We start from the raw sequence: 22,399 nt of genomic DNA on the forward strand, positions 1-22,399 counted from the left end.
AATATCAGTACATGATCTTCGTCAATAAAAAAGGCGTCATTTACAAGTAAATGGCGCCTCGTCACTGAATATATTTGAATGTAAAATTGTTTTTGGGTTTATCTACTCATTCTGTTTGATTTGTGGGTTATTATTAATCTCTTTATTGGGAATCTGGAATCTGAATTTATCCGGTGTCAGGTTGAACCTTCCAAAAGTATGATTGGTTCCTGTGTATACCCTTTCTAATGGAATATTTAATCTTTTCATATCAAACCAGGCGTAGCCTTCGCCCCAAAGTTCTATCCTCTTTTGCAGTACAATTTCATTAATCAGCTCGCTGCCTGATTTCGCAGATAATGTATACGCTTTATCCCTTTTGGAGGTAATGTCAAATAATACCTGTCTGGCTTCTGTTTCTCTTCCCTGTCTGGCAAGGGCTTCAGCTTGTATGTAATAAAGTGAGGAAGCTCTGATGTAAATATAATCTCCTTCGAAAAGAGTAGGATCTTTAAACTTCCAGCTTACGTAAGGCGGGTAATTTTTTGTTTTTCCGTTAAACGTGTACGTGGCGTTCTGGCTTCCATTGAATACTTTCTTACGGTAATCCGATGCCGGGATGGCTTCATAAAGACGCTTGTCTATCAGCTTACGGATCTGCGCTGCTCCGGCATATCCTTCATTGGTATTATCAAACATAGAGAAGAAAGAAGCATAGTAATTTCCAATACTCATAGTGGAAATGGTATTATGGAATCCCCATATTACTTCAGGATTATTAATATTGGAAAATCCGGTATTGGTATAATCATCTTCAGTCATAAGGGCAATTCCCTGTTTGCTTTCCTCTGCATATTTAGCCGCTTTGATGTAATCTCCTGTTTCCAGAAATATTTCTGCAGCAATAGCTTTAGCCGTTCTTTGGTCTATCTGAGCTCTGGAAGGGCGGGCATACGTATCCAAAAGCACAACAGATTCCTCTATGTCTTTCTTAATCTGTGTATACACCTCGGCAACCGTTGATCTCGGAAGTCCCTGGCTGGGGTTGGCTGCGGTAAGAACCAATGGAAGACCTGGTTCAGACTGATGTCCATTGTAATCATGAGCATAAAAACGTACCAGATAAAAATAGGAATAGGCTCTTAGGGCGAGCAGCTGCCCTGCGATGGCTCTGTTTTTTGCATTGGCATTTTTATCCAGACCATCAAGCAGCTTGTTGATCACGAATATTCTTGCATAAAAGGTAGTCCATACAATTTCAGATGCAATATTGCTGGCGTTGGTGGCCTCATAATTATAAAACATTCCCAAATGCTGGTTGGTAGATTGTATGACATCGTTAGACATCAGATCAGCACCCGCTTTGATTCCCATAATTCCGAAATCCGAGTGAACGGTAGTACCGCCCGCGCCATTGCTTCTAAGGTCAAGATAGAGTCCGCCCAGGATTTTTTCCGGACTGTTAGCATCATTGTTCAGCTGTTCACCGGAAATATCTCCTTCCGGTAATGTGTTGAGATCATTGGCACAGCTGGCGGCCATAAAACTTATGGTTGCAGCGGCTATAAAGTATTTTATTGTGTTCATTTCTGTTCTTTTAAAAATTGAGTTTAAAGCCTAAAGAGACACTTGACAGCAGAGAATAGCGGTAAGCATCAGAAACGCCCGTCAACGAGGCTCTCGGATCGTAACCTTTTCTCTTAGACCATAGGTACAGGTTGTTTCCTGTCACATAGATTTTCAGACCTGATAAGCCTGCCTGCTGTGCAAAACCGTCAGGAAGCTGATAGGAGAGGGTAACATCCTGAAGACTGATATAATCTGATTTGATCAGATATAACGTTGAATTTCCGTTCTGGTTCGTAGCCGTAAGATCTACCCTTGGCAGTGCTGCAGTAGGATTTTCCGGTGTCCATGTTTTATCCAGATCCGTTGAATAGTTAGACCCATAACTGTCAGAATGGAATAAAGTTCTGTAAATATCATCATATCCATATCCTCCGAACTGATAGGCAAAATTCACTGCAAGGTTGAATCTCCTGTAGCTGAAATCTGTCCCGAATCCACCGTAAACTTTTGGAATAGCAAACTTTCCGGTGTTATAATCAGTGGCCTCTTTATAATTATTGGTCACCGTTCTCTCTTCCTTCTGAGTGGCTGGGTTTATTGTTGTACGGTACCATAATGCATCACCATTTTCAGGATTTACACCGGCAAATTCTTTAAGGAAATACGTGTACCGGTCTCCGCCTTCTGTCAGGATAAATAAACCGGAAACAAGCCCTGTATTTCTCTGCTCAGCCGGTAATCTGGTAATTTTGTTTTTGTAATGCGTCGCATTGGCATAAAAACTCCACTGGAACTCGTCACCGCGAAGGATATCCACACTTATATTAGCCTGAACACCCTTGTTGGTCATATCCCCGATGTTGCCGTACTTCACATAGGATCCTGCATTGGAAGGAGGAAGAGGAAGTGCATAGATCATATCCGATACTTTTCTTTCAAAATAATCGGCGTTGAAGTTTATTCTGTTTTTCAAAAGTGAAATTTCAAAACCGGCATTCAGGTTTTTGGAAGTTTCCCATTTCAGATCCTTATTACCCTGCTTTTTAAGAGAGAGTACAGGTTTGTCATTCCCGAAATTATTAATTCCGTAAATATCCTGATACGCATAATAATCTCTTGTGGAGCCGCTTAAAAGGATGTTGTCATTTCCCTGCTGACCGTAAGAAGCTTTTAATTTTAAAGAATTGATCACGGTGTTGTCTTTAAGGAAATCTTCTTTTGCTATATTCCATGCCAGTCCCAGTCCGTAGAAATTTCCCCATCTGCTTTCAGGTGAAAAAACTGAAGAACCGTCTCTTCGTATATTGGCATTGAAGAAATATTTACCCTCATAATTATACAATAGCCTTGTGAAATACCCTTCCACAGCATATTCATAGCCACTTCCGGATAATCCGGTAATTTTTACGGCATTGTCAAAAGCCTGTGAATCCGGCAATAAAAGCTGCTGTTTTGATCCTGAAAAACCATCATCCTTTATTTTATTCAGTTCGTGCCCCACAAGCAGGTTGAAGCTGTGATTTCCAAGCTTTTTCTGGTAGGTAAGCAATTGCTGATGGTTCAGGGTATATTTAAAGTTGGAACTCTGTGAAATAGTTCCCCCTACAGAAGAAGACGTTCCTCCTTCCGTATTTCCGAACTGCAGATTTTTTGTATTTTCAAGATAAGCTCCGAAATTATAGGTGAAATCAAGGCCTTTTATGATTTCATAATGTAAGCCGAGGTTAAGATTAGTTGCATTACTTACCGTCTGCGATTTGTTTTTCTGCAGATTGCCTACAGGATTTTCAAATACGGCATAAGATCTTGTGGCTCCGTTGGGCCCCTGGCCGTCTCCGTAATCATATAAAGCATTTCCATACTGGTCATAAAGCCTCTGGTAGTTGTTATCTCTAAGGAAAACAGGGTAGAAAGGAGCAATATTTCTGGCAAACTGGAAAGGGTTGGAAAAACCGCCTGTCTCACCAAAATCCTGCTTGCTGTAGGTGTAGGACAGAGCACTGGTTAACTTCAATTTCGAAGTGATGGCGTAATCTACATTGGATCTGATCCCGAATCTTTCGAAGCCTGATGAAATTAAATATCCTTTGTCATCAAGATAATTCAAAGAGGTGTAAGATTTTATCTGGTCACCATTGGCATTGATCCCTACATTGGCCTCTCTTCTCAGTGCCGGTCTGAAAAGCAGTTTCTTCCAATCGTCCTGATATAATAATCGGGCATCAGGATTGAAGGATCCATCCTTTGAAATGAGCTGGTTAAACGGAACGCTATACGCATTATATCCCAGTTTAGTCAGTGCCGAAAGTCCTACATCATGAGGAGATGGACCTGAAGGAACTGCTCCCGGCTGTTTCAGTCTTGCAATTTCACCAATTCTGGCTCTGTTATAATACGCTGTATAATAGTCCTGGGGAGAGGTATAGACGGAATAATCTTCAATAGACCTGAAGTTGACCCCGGTTTTTACATCAGCCTCAATACTGATACCTTTGTTTTTTCCTCTTTTGGTATTGACGATGATTACTCCATTGGCACCTCTGGAACCGTATAAAGCATTCGATGAGGCATCTTCGAGAAAAGAAATGCTTTCAATATCTGATGAGGCGATGCTGTTCAGGTTTCCGCTGTACGGAATACCATCCAGTACGATTAAGGGATCACTGGAAGCATTGATAGAGCCTATTCCTCTCATTCTGATGGTAGGCTGGGAACCTGGCTGTCCGGATGAGATTACCTGTACCCCTGCTACTTTTCCTCCTATTCCCTGAAGAATATTTCCGTTTTGAAGATTAGAAAGATCCTTCGCCTTCAGCGACTGTACAGATCCTGTAATTTCTTCTTTTTTTTGTTTTCCGAAGGCTACTACCACCACTTCTTTTATGGAGGTTTCTCCGGAAAGACTGTCTTTGCTTTGTGCATAACCATATTCCGCGAACAGGAGTAAGGCCAATACACCAAGCTTGCATTGTTTCTTTTTCATTATATTAATCTAGGTTTAAAACTGAACTGGATATTACTGCTGATCTCTCCGTAAGAAATAATAAAATCCCTTCCTCCTGTTTGGGGGAGGATATATGAAAAGAAGATAAAATTTACAGGAGATGTACCCGGATGAAAGAAGCCCTGAACTCTTAGGCTTTAATTCCTACAGTAATGAATGTATCTGAAAATGATTACATCATCATTTTGCACATCATATCAAAGCACATGTTTTGAGAAATATGGTTGTGCTGTGAAAGGACAGTCATGCCACAACAATTTTGCGGTGCAGGAACTGTCGCCAGAAGGGTGCATAGGTAAGAATTAAAGGTATTCTTATTCATGAGAATAAAGTTTATGTTTTTTTTAACTGGGTCAAAATTATTTAATAAATGACAAATCCCTGTAAAAGGAGAGTATGAGATAAATCATATTAGTCTACTAAATTAGTAGGTTATTAGTATAAAATTTGGCATTTTGTCTTTATTTATCTGAAAATCAATATTTTATTTTATAAATTAAAATGTTAAAAAATGATAAAAAAATGGATTTTAAGAAAGTGAATTAAAATTAACACTGGAATGTCTATTAAATTTGTAGACTTTTATTTATTTTATAGCGGATAAGATCTGAAAATAAAGATAAGGAGCTTCATCCTGCTATCCGCTCATACTCCTCACCCCAGGCTGCCGCCTCAGCTTAGTCAAAGCATTTCAATGCCTGCTGCGGGGTAACCGCTGCCATCAGGGCTGGAAGGATCTGTAAATTAGGATTGGGAATCAGGAATTGTGAATGGAAAAATATGCGCAATCTTCTGTGAAAATCTGTGCTATCTGTGGGAAACCCAAATATTCAGCAGAAATGAGCTTTATCCCTTTTAAAGAAGATAAAAATAGGCAAAACCCAAAAAAAAGAAGCCTGCCTATCGGCAGACTCCTATAAAAACAAGATTGAAAAGAATTTATTGTTTGGTGATATCCGGAACTTCTAAAGCTTTCTGATCCCAGCCGCCTCCCAGCGCTCTGTATACAGCAACACTTGCTTTAAGCTGGTTCACTTTCTTTTCTACCAGCTCAAATCTGGATTCCAGAGCATCCCTTTGGGTCAGTAAAACTTCCATATAGTCTGCGCGGGCATATTTGAAAAGGTCGTTGGAAATATCAATCGACTTTGTTAAAGCATTTACTTCCTTCGTTTTAATATTCACGCTGCTTTCCAGATTCTGTATTTTTGATAACTGGTTAGCGACTTCAATATACGCTCCCAAAACAGTCTGTTCATAATGATATACTGCCTGAATCTGTTTCGCGTTGGCATTGTAATAAGCCGCTTTAATGGCTCTTCTGTTAATCAAAGGAGCTGTAAGTTCTCCCGCAAGAGAAAACAGGAAAGACTGTGGTTTGATAATGTACAGAGGATTAAAAGCCTTTAATCCGATTCCTGCAGAAAGATCAAGAGAAGGGTAGAATCTCGCTTTGGCCGCTTTAATGTCAAGTTTGGCCGCAGCAAGTTCATATTCAGCCTGTTTAATATCCGGGCGGTTTTCCAAAAGCTCAGATGGAATTCCTCCATACACTGCCTGCGGGACTATAGAATCGAAAGAATTCTGACTTCTTTCCACCGGCTGCGGAAACCTTCCCACCAGATAATTGATCTTATTTTCCGTTTCAACAATTTTTTGCTGAATGTCATACTGCATTCCCTGGGTTTTCAGAACCTGGGCTTCAAACCTCTGAACAGCCAGTTCGTTGGAACGGGCATTCTTTTTTAAATCTTTGATAATCTCCAGCGCATCCTTCTGAATTTTGATATTCTGATTCAAAATAATCAGTTCATTATCCAGTGCCAGCAGTTCATAATAAGAATCTGCAATCTCGGAGATCAGATGAGTCGTCATAAAGTTCTTGCCTTCAATGCTGGCAAGATACCGCTGTACCTGTGCTTTTGTAGCATTATGAAGTTTTCCCCAGATATCAGTTTCCCACTGAGCCTGAGCTCCTGCTCCAAAATCGAATAAAGGTTCCGGCATTTCTCTGCCGGGCTCTATTTCGGTATTGGCTTCCATAGCCCCGATATTGGTATAGCGGCTTACTTTATCTACTCCCGCTCCGGCTTTTAAACCTACTGACGGAAGGTATTCACCTTTTCTGGCTTTGATCTCATTTTTAGACATTTCAATTTCCTGAAGCACAATATTCAGTTCCTGATTATTCTGAAGAGCCTGAGTTATCAAGGCCTGGAGCTGCGGATCACTGAAATACTCATTCCACTTCATTTTTCCCGTATTGGTGCTGTCATTCTCTGCTGCGCCGTATTTTTCTGGGACGGTTTTATTTTCAGCACGCTGTTCTATTTCGATAGGTTTACAGGCAGTAAGACTTAATAAGAAGACTGCCAGACCTGCATATTGATATATTTTTCTTTTATTCATAATGGATCATGTCTTCGCTTAATGGAGATTCATCTTCGTCTTTGATCATTTTTTTACCATCAGACCATTGGGCAAATATGTAGTAAAGGCCAGGAATTACAATAACTCCGAATAGCGTTCCTATAAGCATTCCTCCTAATGAGGAAGCCCCGATGGTATGGTTCCCGATAGCTCCGGCACCTCTTGCAAAAACAAGCGGAACCAGCCCTGCAATAAATGCAAAAGAGGTCATCAGGATCGGTCTGAAACGGGCTTTGGAACCTTCTACAGCAGCTTCCAGAATAGAATCTCCTGCCTGACGTCTTTTCACGGCAAATTCTACAATTAGCACTGCATTTTTACCCAATAGCCCAATAATCATGATTAATCCAACCTGTGCATAAATGTCGTTTTCCAGTCCCATTGCTTTTAACAGTAAGAAAGATCCGAATACTCCCACCGGCAGTGAACATAATACCGCAAACGGAATCAGGAAACTTTCATACTGAGCCGCCAGAACCAGATAAACAAACACCAGAACAACAAGGAAAACATAAATAGCTTCATTCCCACGCTGTGCCTCATCATAAGATAATCCTTCCCAGGCTACTTTATATCCGTGAGGAAGTGCTTTAGCTGCTGTTTCAATGATAGCCTGGATAGCATCAGCCGTTGTATATCCTGCTGCCGGAAGTCCGCGGATCGCCGCAGAATTGTACATGTTGTAACGGGTAATTTCGTTGGGGCCCTGCGTCTTCTTCATCGTCATAAAGGCTGAATAAGGCACCATTTCATCACGGTCGTTTTTCACATACAGGTTCATGATATCCGTAGGAAGTCTTCTGAATTCCGGGGATGACTGTACATACACCTTAAAGAACTGTCCGAAACGGATAAAGCCCTGCTCATAGGTACTCCCAATCAGAATGTTGAGGTTGTCCATCGCTTTTCCGATAGAAACTCCTTTCTGCATGGCAGCGTTATTGTCGAATACCAGCTCATACTGAGGATAATTGGCTGCAAAGAAGGTGAATACTCCTGAAAGTTCTTTACGTTTTTTAAGCTGCGCGATAAAATCTTTATTGGCTTTATCAAATTCCTGATAATCGGTGGTTCTGTTAAGATCAAGAAGTCTCATAGAGAAACCTCCTGAAGAACCGAATCCAGGTACAGCCGGCGGTTCGAAAAATTCAATGGTTGCGCCGAGATCTTTTGATTTTTCTTCCAGTTCTTTCATGATCTCCTTTACAGAATGGTCACGGTCATTCCAGCTTTTAAGGTTGATCAGGCAGGTTCCCGCATTGGATCCACGGCCTTCTGTCATGATTTCATATCCAGCCAGTGATGATACAGATTCCACACCGTCTACGCCCATACAGATTTTCTGCAATGTTCTGGAAACCTTATTGGTCTGTTCCAGCGTAGATCCCGGAGGAGTCTGGATAATTGCATAGATGGTTCCCTGGTCTTCATTCGGGATAAATCCGCCTGGAAGCACCTTGTTGATCACAAAAATCCCGGCACAGAAAGCAATTAAAATTCCCCATGTTACAACTTTTCTGCTGACGATTTTTCTAAGGAATGAAGCGTATTTTCCGGTTACTTTATCAAACCCGCTGTTAAAAGAATCTAAAGCTTTGGTGAAAATATTGGCTTTTTTCGGCTTGCCATGATGGTTTTTTAGGAGCATTGCCGCCAGAACCGGAGTCAGTGTGAGGGCCACTACCGCTGAAATTACAATAGAGCTCGCCATCGTAATGGAAAACTGGCGGTAGAAAGTTCCCACAGGACCCGTCATAAATGAAATAGGAATGAACACAGCTACCATCACGGCTGTAATGGCAATAATAGCCCCTGCAATTTCTCCCATTACTTCTTTTACGGCTTTGTAAGGTGAAATATTGCTGTCTTCCATTTTGGCGTGAACGGCTTCTATCACTACAATTGCATTATCAACCACGATACCGATCGCTAATACCAGCGCGAAAAGGGTAACAAGATTAATGGTCAGCCCGAAAAACTGAATCACAAAGAAAGTTCCGATCAGTGAAACCGGTACGGCAATAATAGGAATCAGGGTAGAACGCCAGTCGCCAAGGAATATGAAAACCACGATGGCCACCAGAATAAATGCATCTCTTAAGGTATGGATCACCTGTTCAATAGAAGCATCAAGGAACTGAGATACGTCATAACTGATCTTGTAATCTACACCGGGAGGAAAATTTCCTTTCATTTCTGCCAGTTTTGCTTTCACATCCCGGATTACATCATTGGCATTACTTCCGTAATTTTGCTTTAAAACGATGGAGGCGGAAGGATGTCCGTCAAGATTGGAATAAATATCAAAGAACTCACTTCCCAGCTCTACTTTGGCAATATCTTTAAGCTTTACATTTTCTCCTTCTGCATTGGAACGTACAATGATGTTTTCATATTCTTCCGGTTTGTTGTATTGGCCTTTATACGTCAGTACATATTCCAGCGATTGTGCGGCAATACCTGAACTTTGTCCGATTCTTCCCGGTCTTCCGATGATGCTCTGCTCGCCAATCGCTTTCATCACCTCATCTACGGAAATGTCATAAGCACGCATACGATCAGGGTTCAGCCAGATACGCATGGCATATCTGCGGCTTCCCAGAATCTGAGATTTTGCTATCCCGTGGATACGGTTTATTTCCGGGATGATATTCACCATCGAATAGTTATACAGGAATTTTTCATCCATACTTTTATTCGTGCTGTAAAGATTCACGTACATCAGCATACTTGGCTGAATAGGGTTTACCACAACTCCTTCTTTCTGAACAAGTTCCGGTAATAGGGGCATTACCTGATCTACTCTGGTTTTTACGAGAACTACGGCTTCGTTGGGATCGGTTCCGGGATCAAAGACAACGTTTACGGTGGCTTCTCCGGCACTTGTAGCGTCAGTAGTAATATAACGCATTCCCTGAACACCATTAATGGCATTTTCAATCGTTATCAGAGATGATTTTACCAATACATCTGCACTCGCTCCGGGATACGCAATAGAAACCGCTACGGTGGTAGGAGCAATTTTGGGAAACTGTTCTGTGGGAAGCTGCTTCATGGCAATCCCTCCCATAAACAGGATAACAACCGATATCACAATAGCGAAAACCGGTCTGTGTATTACTTTTTTAAACATAATGCGGCTTGGGATTATTCGGCGTACAGATCCAGATTCGACATTACTTTTTCAGGCTTTTGGTATTTTGAGCTGATCTTCTGGTTTTCCTGCACCATTCTAAGACCCTCCAGAAGGATTCTGTCATCCTTTGCAAGCCCCGATGCAACTACATAAATATGCGGCAGTTCTGCAGCAACTTTTATTTCTCTTGCATGTACTTTACCATCTTTCCCAATTACATATACATATTTCTTTTCAAGCTCCTCAAAAGTAGCTTTCTGCGGAATCATCATGGCATTGGCATAAGGTGAGGTAATGACAATATTTCCTGTTTCTCCGTATCTCAACAGGCCTTTTGGATTCGGGAATGTTGCTCTGTAAGCAATATTTCCTGTTTCATTATCAAAATCAGACTCTATGGTTTCCACTACACCATCCTGTGTAAATTCTTTACCATTGGCCATTCTCAGACGTACGTGCATTGGGCTGTTGTCTTTTTTGGCATCCATCTGGTTCAGATATTCGGCTTCCGGCACATTAAAGTATACCCACATTTTGCTGTTGTCTGAAAGTTCTGTTACAAGCTCGCCTTCATCTACAAGGCTTCCTTTCCGTACATGTAATTTTCCCACAATGCCGGTAAAAGGAGCGCGGATTTCTGTGAATCTCAAATGGGTATTCATTGAAGAAAGCTCTGCCTGTGCTTTTTCATATCTTGCTTTAGCCATAGCCATTTCCTGAGGAGCCACAATGTTCTTGTCAGATAGATTTTTAGTATTCTGATATTCTATTTCTGCGTACTTCGTTTCCGCTTTGGCGCGGTTTACATCAGATTCATAAAGATTGGGCATGATTTTAAACATCAGCTGTCCTTTTTTTACAAACTGTCCTTCATCTACATAAATAGACTGGATGTATCCCTTTTCCTGGGCACGGAGTTCGATATGATTGATAGAACGGATTTGTGCAACATAATCTTTGTTTACCAGAGTATCTTTTACGAGCGGACTGGTAACACTGAATGATGCTGCTTCTGCTTTTTCTTTTTTCTCAGATTCGCAGCCTGCCAACAGAAAAATAAGGCACAGGTTGATATACATGAGACTTTTCTTGACCATGATAATATTGTTTTATAATAATTGATAATTGAAAAAATAGAGTTACGTGCTCTCAAGTGCTTGAAAGCCAGTAAAAAGTTTTCGAAAAAATATTATAAAATCACAGTCTGATGACCCTGTACTGGATGTACAGATCATCATGCAAAGGTTTTAAATGTTCTGACTGAGCGAGTGAAACAGCGATCTGTCTGTTGTGAAATGTGGTGACAAAGCCAGAAATCAAGTGCCAGAAACCATCTTTGAAAAGCGCAAGAAGCTCTCCGGAACCTAATGTTTCTACATTGTCATCGTTTTCGTTATCGTTTTCAGAAAGATTAGCTCTGATTTTGCTGTAACGGGGATGGCTGATATTGTAAGCATCATTACCCTCATGGCTGTTAATAAATGCAAAAGAATCATCAATGCTTTTTTTCTGATGAACCAGAAGGTCCGTGGTAAATTGAAGTCCGGAAGAAATATCTGTTGAAATGTACTGCTGAATTTGCCCATAATACCAGCCTAAAACGGTAAGCCAGGCAAATAATAAACTGTACAAATATTGATAAAATCTTTTCCGCATCCCGGTGACAAAGGTAGGCAAAGTTCCTGCCTGATGCAACCAATATAGATTAAAAAAGTGTTAAAAAATGCGACAACTACTGAAAAAAATACAAATTCACAAAGCAAAGAAACTGTAGATGATAAGGAGCTGAAGCCAATTTATAAGATTGTGATTTTTAACCGAAACATTCTTATTGATTGATTTTTATGAGTGAAAGGTAAAATCAATACACTGAATAGATAAAAGCTAAAATAATAAATAGACAAAGCTGTCTATTTATTATATACCTTTGCTCCATGAAACAGAGAGGTCAGGTTGTCATTGACAAAATTTTAGATACCGCAGAAAAATTATTCTACGAGCAGGGGTACAGTAACACCGGAATTAATCAGATTATCAGTGAGTCTGATATTGCAAAAGCTTCATTATATAAACATTTTGAAACAAAAACAGATCTGTTGGTTGCCTACATCCAAAGAATGCATCAGCTTTGGTTCAGCAGGCTGGAAGCGAGTGTGAGCGCTGTCAGCGATCCAAAGGAAAAGTTATTGGCTGTTTTTGATCACCATACCCAAAGGCAGGAGATCAGACAATACGGAGGCTGTCCGTTCATTAAAGCCAATGATGAAGCCGGAACGAGTGATCCCAGAGTTTTAGCTGAGATTCAGAAGGCAAAAATTCACAGTAGGGAATTTATAACAGCTCTTGTCAGAAATTCCGGTCACAAAAAGATTCTTACCGATGAAGAACTGGCAGAAACCATTTATGTAATGCTGGAAGGTTCTATTGTAACGGCATCTGTTTTTAAAAAGCCTGACGAAATACAATCTGCCAAAAAAATTATCCAAAAACTGATTTAAAATGAACACTTCAAAGAATAATAAATGGCTGGAACTGATCATTGTTCTGGCTGCCCCTTTTCTTTCCGTTATTGACGTATTTATTATCAATATTGCAATACCTACCATTAAAAAAGAAATTCATGCTACAGACGGAGAAATGCAGTTTGTCATCGCCGGATATCTTCTTGGTTATGCAGCTTTTCTGATTACAGGAGGAAGGGCAGGAGATCATTTTGGAAGGAAAAAAGTGTTCTTCTGGGGAATGCTGGCTTTTACAGTTGCATCCTGTTTATGCGGGCTTTCTCAGTCAGCATGGCAATTGAATGTGACTAGATTTTTCCAGGGATTAAGCGCTTCATTTATGGTTCCTCAGACCATAGCATTCATACAGGTTCTTTTTACGGATACAAAAGAAAGGGCAAAGGCATTCGGATTGTACGGAATTACGCTGGGAACAGCTGCTGCAATAGGCCAGGTGCTGGGAGGCTATTTATCAGATACGCATTGGATAATAGAAGGCTGGAGGCTGGTTTTCTTTATTAATCTTCCTATCGGAATCATTACCCTTTGGGCAACCCATAAATACGTTACTGAGACCCCAAAACATGAAAGCACAAAATTTGATTATACCGGCATTGTTATTCTCACATTTGCACTGTTTTCTCTTATCTATCCTCTGATTCAGGGACGGGAATCCGGATGGCCGTTATGGAGTTTCGGGCTGTTGGCGCTTTCTTTTATTCTGTTTGTTATTTTTATTTACAATCAGAAAAAGAAGCTGGGAAGAAATGGTAATCCTCTGATTGATGTCAGATTGTTTACAATAAAAGATTTCAATATAGGTCTTACTGCCGTTTTATTTCATTTTATGCTTCATACGGCTTATTTATTACTGAGTGCGGTCTATCTTCAGAACGGGCTTGGAATTTCAGCACTGGATTCGGGATTGTACTTTATTGCTCCTGGGATTTTGTTTATCGTTTCGTCTGTAATGGCTTCCCGTCTTATTGTAAAATACGGAAAGAGGGTCTTGCAGGTGGGAGTAGTCATTCTATTTGTGGCGTTTTATCTTCAGATGACACTTTGGAAACCGGGAGCGAGCAGCGGTTTGATAATCGTATTAATGGCCGTATGGGGGTTCGGAAATGGCTTGGTTCTCCCTTCCTTATTGAATGTTGCCCTTAAAAATGTTCCCTCACAATATGCGGGAGGAGCTGCCGGAATATATTCTACTTTTCAGCAGACGGCTTCTGCCTTGGGAGTAAGTGTTATTGGCGGAGTATTTTTTTATTTTTCAAAAGAAAGCTGGCAGACAGCCTACCATTTCGGTATTATTGGGATCCTGATCTGTGTGGTAATGGTTGGAGTGATGCTGCAGCTGCTTCCAGAATCAGAGTCTGTAAAAAAACGTCGTCAAAAAGTGATCAAAGTATAATGGAAGAATAACTTGTTCGTCCGGATGATAGCAACCGTGATACTAAGATTTTATTTATTTGTCGGCTGAAGGTAAAGGCTTTATGTAATGCAGCAGAAAGATAGAGTGGAGGTTATTTACAGTAAAAATTAATATTATTTTCGAAATCGCCTTATTCTGCACAATTTTTGATGTAACAAGCTACTTTTATCGGGTAATACATCACCGATAGTATAAATTCCACCTGTATTATGATGAAAAAATACCTTATTTATATATCACTTTTGGGAGCACCGTTATACTGGGGCCAAAGCAAAGTGAATCAAATGTCCTCTTACCAGCAGAATCTGACGTTATCAGAAAAGGAAAACAGTGCTATGGCATTTGATGCTGATATGCAATTATCTGATGCAGAAATAACATTGGATCAAAAACTTTTTCAGCTTCGTCAACAGCTGATCAGTGATACAGAAGCAAAAAAAATATCGCTGTACAACAGTTCTTTTAACGAGTTAAAACCATTCATAGAAAGCAGCAGGCTGTATGAAATTCTTCAGACCATGCCGAAAGGAGGTTTGCTGCATACCCACAGCGGAGGAATCACAGATGTGAAGTGGATCATTTCGGCTGCCAGAAAATATCAGGAATGCTATGTGTATGATCAGAAAGACAATGATCAGTTCATATCCGGACAGCTTGGTTTCTTTGAAAAAGGAAAAGTCCCGGCCGGATTTGTAAACCTTGATAAAAAGCTGGCCTCAACGCCCGGTTTTGAAAAGGAACTGCAGGATCTTCTTACATTGAAGCGTGATAACCTTTGCGCTTATACAGATTATTGGATTGAATTTGAAAAACGTTTTAAAAGGATCAGTCTGCTGCTTCCGTACCGGCCTTTCTTTAAGCAATATTACCAGAAAGGATTCCGGGATTTAATAAAAGACAATGTACAGCACGTGGAAATCAGGTATATTTTTGATGAACTTTACGATTTTCAGCATGGGAAATATCCCTTGAAAACCACCATTACGGATCTGCAGGATATTCTTAAAGAAATTCATACATCTGATCCGCAATTTACTTTGAAACTGATCTATTCAAGCTTTAAATTTTTAGATAACGAAAGTATTGAAAAACAGCTGGAAACGGCATTTGAAATGAAAAAGGAATTTCCGGATATGATTTCAGGCTTTGATCTTGTGGCGGATGAAGCTGCAGGACATAATATCCATTTTTTTGAAAAAAGCTGGGCAAAAATGAACAGTCTCAGTCAAAAGTACGGCGTAGAACTGCCCCTTTTCCTTCATGCCGGGGAAAGCAATTCTATCCTGAATAAAAATGTTGTGGATGTAGCCCTGCTTAACAACAAAAGAATCGGTCACGGGCTGAATCTGATTTATTTCCCCAAAACAATGGAGCAGATCAGAAAACAGAATAAACTGGTGGAAGTAAGCCCTATCAGTAATCAGATCCTGGGGTATGTGAGTGATCTGAGAAACCATCCTGCAAGAGTTTTACTAAGCAATGGAATACAATGTTCCATCAGCAGCGATGATCCTTCTGTATATGGATACACCGGTCTCAGCTATGATTTCTGGGTAACACAGATCTACTGGGAACTGGATGTAAAAGCACTGAAAAAACTGGTTTTCAATTCTATCACCTATTCTTCTATGACTGATAACGAGAAAAAGAAAGCAGTATCTTATCTGAACCAGCAATGGAATGATTTTGTTCAGAAAACAAATCAGAAATTGAACTAAATAAAATTGCCCCTGAAAAGTAAAGCCGCATCACTGATTTCAATGATGCTGCTTTTTTTACGGCTCAGCTACCTTTTAAATCTTACTCCAGACAATTCTTTTTTGATAACAGCGCTCAGCTTTGACGGACTTACTTTAGTCACCATCAAAGACTCACAGCCATTGAAAACAGCAAAACGCTTTATCGTTTCCACAAAAGGTTTAAGCCATCTTTCTAAGCCAATAGCAGAGTTTTCAATATGCAGATGAATAAGCTCAAATTTCTTTTCTTTTCGGTGGGCTTTGCAATCAACCCTGCCGACGAACTGATCTCCAAACAGGATAGGAAGGCAGAAATAGCCGTATTGTCTTTTTTCTTTCGGAGTGTAGCATTCCAGGCGGAAATCAAAATCAAAGATCTGCCTGATTCTATCCCGGTGGATAATTGCATTATCAAACGGAGACAGCAGCTGGATATGGGAATCTTTAAGTTCAAATGTCCTATCGGCAACATCGCTCCCAACAAATATAGAAGATAGTCCTCCTGTTTTAACCTGAGATATTAGTCCTTCTTCCAGCATGTTCTCTAAAACCTGACTGACATTTTTCTTTAGCTCATCTCCCTTCCTGAGATGGGTAATTTGTTTTACAGTAGTAAATCCATACGCCCGCAGATTGGTTTTTACCAGATATTCTGCCAGCTCCAATGGAGCAGGTTCTGTGGTATCAATAGAGGAAGGCAAAACTCTTTCGGCAAGATCATAAGTTTTCTGCATTCCTGAGCGTCCGCTGATCATCAGGTCTCCCTGCATGAAAAGTCTTTCGAGAGCGAGTTTGGCTGGCTTCCAGTTCCACCAGCTTCCTCCTTTCTGGCTTTCATTCTCAAAATCTCTTGCTCTTTTAGGTCCTTCATTACGGATCATATCTGTTACATAGCTCATCAATTTAGGATCGGCATTATAGTACCGGGATTCACCTCTTTTAATGGAGAGCATCTGAGGCAAAACATAGCGGAAATCCCGCATAGGAAGATAAGAAGCAGCATGAAACCAGTATTCAAATACTTTACGTTCTTCTACCAGTTCCTCAAGGTAATCAGCCTGGAAATCAGGAATTCTTGTCCAGAGCGTATGATGATGGGCCCTTTCCACCATAGACAAGGTGTCAATCTGCAGGTACCCGAGATGTTCCAAAGCATTCAAAACTGCGGTTTTTCCTGTTCCGAAAGGCGTGTCCTGTGTTAATCCCTGGCTTTCCAATGTTGCCAGTTTCAGGTGTTCCGTTGGCAGTTTCTTTTCCATATTGTATTCAGAGAAAACAGATTATAATCTTTTTCAAATATAATGATTTAGCCGAAAAACACTGATCAGTATCTCCTGTAAAAATTCCGGGTAAACGGGTTAAAAATTAATTGTTCTGTCGTTTATTCCGTTTTAATTCCCTTTCAATTTCATCCACATAGGGAAGGGGAGTAAGATAACTGTCTTCCATATATTTTCTGATACTTTCATCTGTTTTTTTGTTGATTTTCCTGATAAAAAGCTGGTTTCCGGATTTTAAAGATTCAATATAATGAGAGGTATTCTGTTCCGTCTGAAAAATAGATTTCTCAATGACCGCTCTTTTATCATCATTGATAATAATGTCACTGAATGACGTATTCATAAGAACAGTCTGAAAAAAAGATTCTGCTGGTAAAAGGGTGTGGAGATAGTAATCCTCAAAATCCATCACCATTTTATTATTCGTTAAAAATGAACAGGTTTCTCTGGTGAAAATAAACCATTTTCCGCCGATATAAGGTGTCACATCTTTCATAAATGCTCTTTTGTAAATAAAGGTGGAGATCATATAAGCTAATTCTGTAAAATGATTTTGTATTCGCTGGAGGGTATCTGGCCTGTAAAACTTCTGGTCATAGTAGAAAAGATAATTTCGGCCCTTATTGAAAGTGAGAAATTTACGGATGATATTTTGTGATTTCAGGGGATAGTCTTCACCACTCAGATTAATAAAGTAATCCCATTCTTTGCTTACGTTTAAAAGAAATTCCATAGCATTCAGTTCAGCCTGAACCATGTTAAACCCTCCTGAAACAATATTCATGCTGTCCAGGATATAAGCATTGGGAAACTGAATGATATACTGCTGTATTTCTTCTACAAAATCAGGTTTGGCCTTTCTGTCAATATGGATAAGATAAAACTGATCCCTCGTATAAATCTTCTGAAACATGTCTTTAAATACTTCGGGTTTATGGTGTACCAAAATAAAATAAGCAATTCTTACATGCGGTGTGGGATGTGATTCCAGGGTTTGTGTGTGAGGATTGGTTTGGGGAGAGGGGGTCTGCATTGTTCGGAGTTTAAAATCATCCGCGCTACCAAACAATTCTGTTTATTGGCAGAAGGTACGAATATATTTTTGATAATCAATTAATTAAATAAAATTGTATTTGCTTTTTTTTATTGTAGGTTTGCAGAACATTTATAAAACAGGTCACTGCCTTTGCTATTCTGCATAGTTTAAAATCACATTTTTTTCTTTCAGTTTTGCTTTTTCAGCTACCAATTTGTAATCTTCGTTTCTGTGCTGAAACACGGGATTATAAAGTTCAATTGTAGATAAGAGCGATACGTTATTGCCGGCAATACGCAGTAGATTTAAGAATACTACTCCAGCCGAAGCAAGAAAAGATGAACAGAAAAAGAATATTCCTTATTTGTTTATCATTATAACAGACCAATTCAGATTCTGATGTTCAGATTTGTTTGCCAACTACCGGGAAAACCGGAATTTATAATGAATTTTAAAAATTTAAACTTAATCAATCCTATTATCCGGGCGGTGACAGAAGCAGGATATTCCAGGCCTACTGAAATACAGTATACTGCAATTCCGCATATTCTGGCGGGAAGAGATATTACAGCATGTGCAGAGACGGGCGCCGGAAAAACAGCCGCATTTGCGATGCCTATTTTGCAGCTGCTGAAAAGACAGACTCCGGATCATAAGGAAATTCGGACGTTAATTCTTAGCCCTACTTCGGAATTGGTGATTCAGATCGAAGAAAATCTTAAAATGTACAGTAAATATCTGCCATTATCTCTGCTTTCCATTTATGAAGGTACCTCTGTCGGAAGCCAGCTTGCAGCACTCAGAAAAAGAGTAGATGTTCTTGTGGCCACACCGGGAGGTCTTCTTGAGGTAGAGAATCAGAGACATATTGATCTCTCTAAAATTGAGCTTTTTGTTTTAGATGACGCAGATAAGATGCTTGATTTGGGATTCATTAATGAAGTAAAAAAAATTCTGAATCTGATCTCCACCAAAAGACAAAACCTGTTTTTTTCTGCCACAATGCCGGGGAGTTTAAAATATTTTGCCAAAGGGATCCTGAATAACCCGGTCGAAGTTAGCGTGGATCCGGTTTCTTCCCTGGCAAGAACAGCGAAGCGTCCGGTTCTTAAAAATATTCAGAAGCTGATAGGCAGCACAATAGCCGTCAGATTATCATAAATACAATCTGTAGCGTTTACAGATCATAATACACAATTTTAATACAATTACAATGCAAGAAGGCACCGTAAAATTTTTCAATGAAGCCAAAGGCTTCGGTTTTATTACTCCGGCAGACGGAAGTAAAGACATATTTGTACATTCTTCAGGATTAAACACCAGAATGATCCGTGAGAATGATAAAGTAGTTTTTGATGTACAGAAAAGTGATAAAGGTTTAAATGCTGTTAACGTAAAGTTCGCATAGTTAAATCTTAATTGCAGGTATATTAATAACATGATTTGTGATATCAAGTCTCCTATTTTTATATTTTTTACCAATTCAAAAGTCCATGAAACTTTAGTCTCTGGATATAGGGTTTGAAAGAGCATTGATGTAATGTAAATTATTTTTTATTTTCATGATGTTCATTGACCTCTTACTTTAAGTGAGAGGTTTTTCAGGAATTTTTAAAAAAATAAGGCAGTAATTGGTCTGAATATTGAAAGACTAACACTGAATTGCCGGTAACAAAATTATCAGACTTGATATTGATCATAATGATTACCATACCTGTATTGTAATACCTCAAAAGTTCAGAAAAGGATATGATTATTATTAATAATTTTAATGAGTATAAGTCTCTTGAAGGACAGATGTTGGGAGATTCTGCCTGGCACAGGATAGATCAGGATCAGATCAACAGGTTTGCAGATGCCACTTTGGATCACCAGTGGATTCATACGGATCAGGAAAAAGCTGAAAAAGAAGGACCTTTTAAATCTACTATTGCGCATGGGTACTTAACACTGTCATTGATTCCCTGCCTCTGGAAACAGATTGCGGATGTAAGAAATGTAAAAATGGAGATCAATTACGGAATAGAAAACCTTAAATTCGGAGATGCAGTTCCTGTAAACAGTGAAGTAAAGCTGCAGGCAACCGTAAAATCCGTCACAGACCTCAGAGGAACTGTAAAAGCAGTTGTAGAAGCAAGGCTTTTAATTAAAGACCACAAAAAACCTGCCTATACCGGAGATGTCATTTTTCTTTATCATTTTAAAGATTAATTTGCTTTCGGACCATCCAGATCTCAGCGTTAGTACTCCACAAATAAAAAAGCATCATTGAATACAATGATACTTTCAGCTGAATGCCCTTATAAGGTAAGAACAATTTTCCCGAATAAAGGATTTTCCCTTTTTGAATTCTCCATTCTCTGATGAGCGTTCTGAACATCTTCAAGCCGGTATCTACTGTCTATGACAGGTTTTATATGTCCGGTCTCAATTAACTCAGTAATATGATGAAGCTCATCCCTGCTTTGCCGGGTGAAAACAAAATGATACGTAGCGTTTTTTTCCCAGGCATTGATGAGATTTTGTGGCTGTGGAATATCAACCAGCGTTACAACAGAGCCATAATCAGCTAAAGCAAGCGGACTGTCAGAAAGTGTGCTTCCTCCTACAGTATCAATAATTACATCCACCCCTTTTCCGTCCGTATGTGATTGTATTTTTTTCATCCAGCTTTCTTTATGATGATCAATGACCACATCAGCTCCCAGATCCTTCAGCTTTTCATGTAAAATACTTTGCCCCGTGGTGTAGATAAAAGCGCCGAGTGATTTTGCTACCTGAATAGCCAGTGTTCCGACACCTCCCGCACCGCCGAGAATGAGAATGCTGTTGCCTTTTTGTAATTTTGCGCGTCCCACAAGCATTTCCCAAACAGTCCCTCCGATAAGCGGAATAGAAGCTGCTTCCTCATAGCTTATATTGTAAGGCATTCTTGATAACGAAGACTCGTCAGTAAGATGATATTCCGAATAACTGCCCGAACTGCCAAAGCGGGGAGAATAATACACTTTATCGCCGGCTTTCCATTTTTTGACAGCTTCACCTACGGAAACAATATCACCAGCTATATCATGACCCGTAATAACAGGCAGCTCAAAAAATGAGGCATAATCACCCCGTCTTATCTGATAATCGAGAGGATTAACAGACGTTGCTCTTACTTTTACCAGAACCTGAGTCGGATCTTTTATAACAGGAACAGGCATTTCCTCCAGCTGCAAAACTTCCGGCCCGCCATAGTTATTAATAACAATTGTTTTCATAATGAGGTATTTTTCTTATTTCTCAAAAGTTTAGTGGTGGCTTACTGCATTGAGACAGTGTCCATAAACTGAAGGATTTCAGCACCTATTTCTTCCGCGTTTGTCTCAAGGGCAAAATGTCCGGTATCATAAAATTTTAACCGGGCATCCGGAATATCCTTTTTATAAGCTTCAGCGCCCTGGGGAAGGAAATACGGGTCTTTGTTTCCCCAAACCAATAATAATTTTGGCTGGTACTTTCTGAAATATTCATGAAATTTTGGATATAAGGCTACGTTGCTTCTGTAATCTTTTACCAGATCCAGCTGGATCTCTATATTTCCTGGTCTGTCAAGAAATTTCTGATCAAGGGTGTAGGCTTCAGGGGCAATCAAAGAAGGATCAGAAACGCCGTGATGGTATTGAAATAAGGTAATTTCTTTAGAAACAAAGCCTTGTAAAGCAAGGCGGTTGGCCTCTGTAGTTTCCTCCCAGTATTTCCGGATCGGGTTCCACTCATTGCTTAATCCTTCTTCATAGGCATTCCCGTTTTGTGAAATGATACCTGTAATTTTCTCAGGATTGTTCATAGCAAGACGTAATCCTACCGGAGCTCCATAATCAAATATATAGATGGCAAAACGTTTCATTTCCAGCTTATCTACAAATTTTTGTATCGTTTCCGAAAGGTTATCGAAGGTGTAGGAGAACTCATGATGATCCGGAGCATCAGAATAACCGAATCCCGGCAGATCTGGAGCAATGACATGGTATTTTTTACTCAAAATCGGGATCAGGTTCCTGAACATATGAGATGATGTGGGATATCCGTGCAGAAGAAGTATTGCGGGGGCATTAGCAGGACCTGCTTCTCTGTAAAACAGATTAAGGTTATTTACTTTAATGTTACGGTAATGGGTAGGATGGGTGTTTTCCATAATGTGATGATTTAAATGTAATGTCTGATTAGATTGAGCCATTGTCATATTACCCGTAAACAGGGCAACCGACAGGCCTGCAATCCATTGTTTTGAAATGATTCTCATTT

General features: G+C 39.8%; 16 protein-coding genes. 6 read left to right on the forward strand and 10 right to left on the reverse strand.

The genetic code is table 11. From position 1 onward, the window contains the following. Positions 1 to 102 precede the first annotated feature (102 nt). From BLW74_RS05750 to BLW74_RS05775, 6 genes are all read right to left on the reverse strand, one after another. Positions 103 to 1,566, reverse strand: a complete 1,464-nt coding sequence (locus BLW74_RS05750; protein ID WP_089690462.1) for a RagB/SusD family nutrient uptake outer membrane protein — start codon at positions 1,564 to 1,566, stop codon at positions 103 to 105. A 10-nt stretch (positions 1,567 to 1,576) separates the two neighbouring features. Next, positions 1,577 to 4,531, reverse strand: a complete 2,955-nt coding sequence (locus BLW74_RS05755; protein ID WP_089690463.1) for a SusC/RagA family TonB-linked outer membrane protein — start codon at positions 4,529 to 4,531, stop codon at positions 1,577 to 1,579. A gap of 960 nt (positions 4,532 to 5,491) precedes the next feature. Next, entirely contained in the window at positions 5,492 to 6,961 is a 1,470-nt protein-coding gene (locus BLW74_RS05760; RefSeq protein ID WP_089690464.1) for a TolC family protein, read from the reverse strand. Then, the gene (locus BLW74_RS05765; RefSeq protein ID WP_089690465.1) at positions 6,954 to 10,115 is read right to left on the reverse strand and encodes an efflux RND transporter permease subunit; all 3,162 of its coding nucleotides are present in this window, start codon (positions 10,113 to 10,115) and stop codon (positions 6,954 to 6,956) included. The genes BLW74_RS05760 and BLW74_RS05765 overlap by 8 nt, the downstream gene beginning before the upstream one ends. Positions 10,116 to 10,129: 14 nt before the next feature. Beyond that, complete coding sequence (locus tag BLW74_RS05770) at positions 10,130 to 11,215, reverse strand: efflux RND transporter periplasmic adaptor subunit (protein WP_089690466.1); 1,086 nt, start codon at positions 11,213 to 11,215, stop codon at positions 10,130 to 10,132. 100 nt (positions 11,216 to 11,315) lie between these two features. Beyond that, positions 11,316 to 11,750 carry a hypothetical protein gene (locus BLW74_RS05775; protein ID WP_139265705.1) on the reverse strand — a complete coding sequence of 145 codons (435 nt, stop codon included), beginning with the start codon at positions 11,748 to 11,750 and terminating at the stop codon, positions 11,316 to 11,318. 302 nt (positions 11,751 to 12,052) lie between these two features. Here BLW74_RS05775 and BLW74_RS05780 point away from each other — a divergent pair, with 302 nt between their 5' ends. The 3 genes from BLW74_RS05780 (at position 12,053) to BLW74_RS05790 (ending at position 15,772) form a co-directional block, all read left to right on the forward strand. Then, complete coding sequence (locus BLW74_RS05780; protein WP_089690468.1) at positions 12,053 to 12,616, forward strand: TetR/AcrR family transcriptional regulator; 564 nt, start codon at positions 12,053 to 12,055, stop codon at positions 12,614 to 12,616. A gap of 1 nt (position 12,617) precedes the next feature. Next, positions 12,618 to 14,033 (forward strand): MFS transporter, encoded by a 1,416-nt coding sequence (locus BLW74_RS05785; protein ID WP_089690469.1) that lies wholly within the window; start codon positions 12,618 to 12,620, stop codon positions 14,031 to 14,033. 230 nt (positions 14,034 to 14,263) lie between these two features. Further along, positions 14,264 to 15,772, forward strand: coding sequence for an amidohydrolase family protein (locus BLW74_RS05790; RefSeq protein WP_089690470.1), 1,509 nt, complete (start codon positions 14,264 to 14,266; stop codon positions 15,770 to 15,772). Positions 15,773 to 15,840: 68 nt separating this feature from the next. Here BLW74_RS05790 and BLW74_RS05795 read toward each other — a convergent pair whose 3' ends face one another. Together BLW74_RS05795 and BLW74_RS05800 are read right to left on the reverse strand one after the other, a co-directional pair. After that, positions 15,841 to 17,052, reverse strand: a complete 1,212-nt coding sequence (locus BLW74_RS05795) for a winged helix-turn-helix domain-containing protein (protein ID WP_089690471.1) — start codon at positions 17,050 to 17,052, stop codon at positions 15,841 to 15,843. A 106-nt stretch (positions 17,053 to 17,158) separates the two neighbouring features. Beyond that, a complete protein-coding gene (locus BLW74_RS05800) occupies positions 17,159 to 18,106 on the reverse strand; it encodes a beta-1,6-N-acetylglucosaminyltransferase (RefSeq protein ID WP_089690472.1) in 948 nt (315 codons plus the stop codon). A gap of 447 nt (positions 18,107 to 18,553) precedes the next feature. On the opposite strand from BLW74_RS05800, the gene BLW74_RS05805 reads away from it, so the two are divergent. The 3 genes from BLW74_RS05805 (at position 18,554) to BLW74_RS05815 (ending at position 20,320) form a co-directional block, all read left to right on the forward strand. Next, a complete protein-coding gene (locus BLW74_RS05805) occupies positions 18,554 to 19,270 on the forward strand; it encodes a DEAD/DEAH box helicase (protein WP_228424782.1) in 717 nt (238 codons plus the stop codon). 52 nt (positions 19,271 to 19,322) lie between these two features. Then, on the forward strand, positions 19,323 to 19,517 hold the full coding sequence (locus BLW74_RS05810; protein WP_089690473.1) for a cold-shock protein: 195 nt from the start codon (positions 19,323 to 19,325) through the stop codon (positions 19,515 to 19,517). A gap of 341 nt (positions 19,518 to 19,858) precedes the next feature. Next, positions 19,859 to 20,320: a MaoC family dehydratase gene (locus tag BLW74_RS05815; protein WP_089690474.1), complete on the forward strand. Its 462-nt coding sequence runs from the start codon at positions 19,859 to 19,861 to the stop codon at positions 20,318 to 20,320. An 89-nt stretch (positions 20,321 to 20,409) separates the two neighbouring features. Here BLW74_RS05815 and BLW74_RS05820 read toward each other — a convergent pair whose 3' ends face one another. Next, a complete protein-coding gene (locus tag BLW74_RS05820) occupies positions 20,410 to 21,372 on the reverse strand; it encodes a zinc-binding dehydrogenase (RefSeq protein ID WP_089690475.1) in 963 nt (320 codons plus the stop codon). 41 nt (positions 21,373 to 21,413) lie between these two features. Then, complete coding sequence (locus BLW74_RS05825; RefSeq protein ID WP_228424784.1) at positions 21,414 to 22,397, reverse strand: alpha/beta fold hydrolase; 984 nt, start codon at positions 22,395 to 22,397, stop codon at positions 21,414 to 21,416. Positions 22,398 to 22,399 lie beyond the last annotated feature (2 nt).

Source organism: Chryseobacterium culicis, assembly GCF_900108365.1.
In the GTDB taxonomy this organism is placed as follows: domain Bacteria; phylum Bacteroidota; class Bacteroidia; order Flavobacteriales; family Weeksellaceae; genus Chryseobacterium; species Chryseobacterium culicis.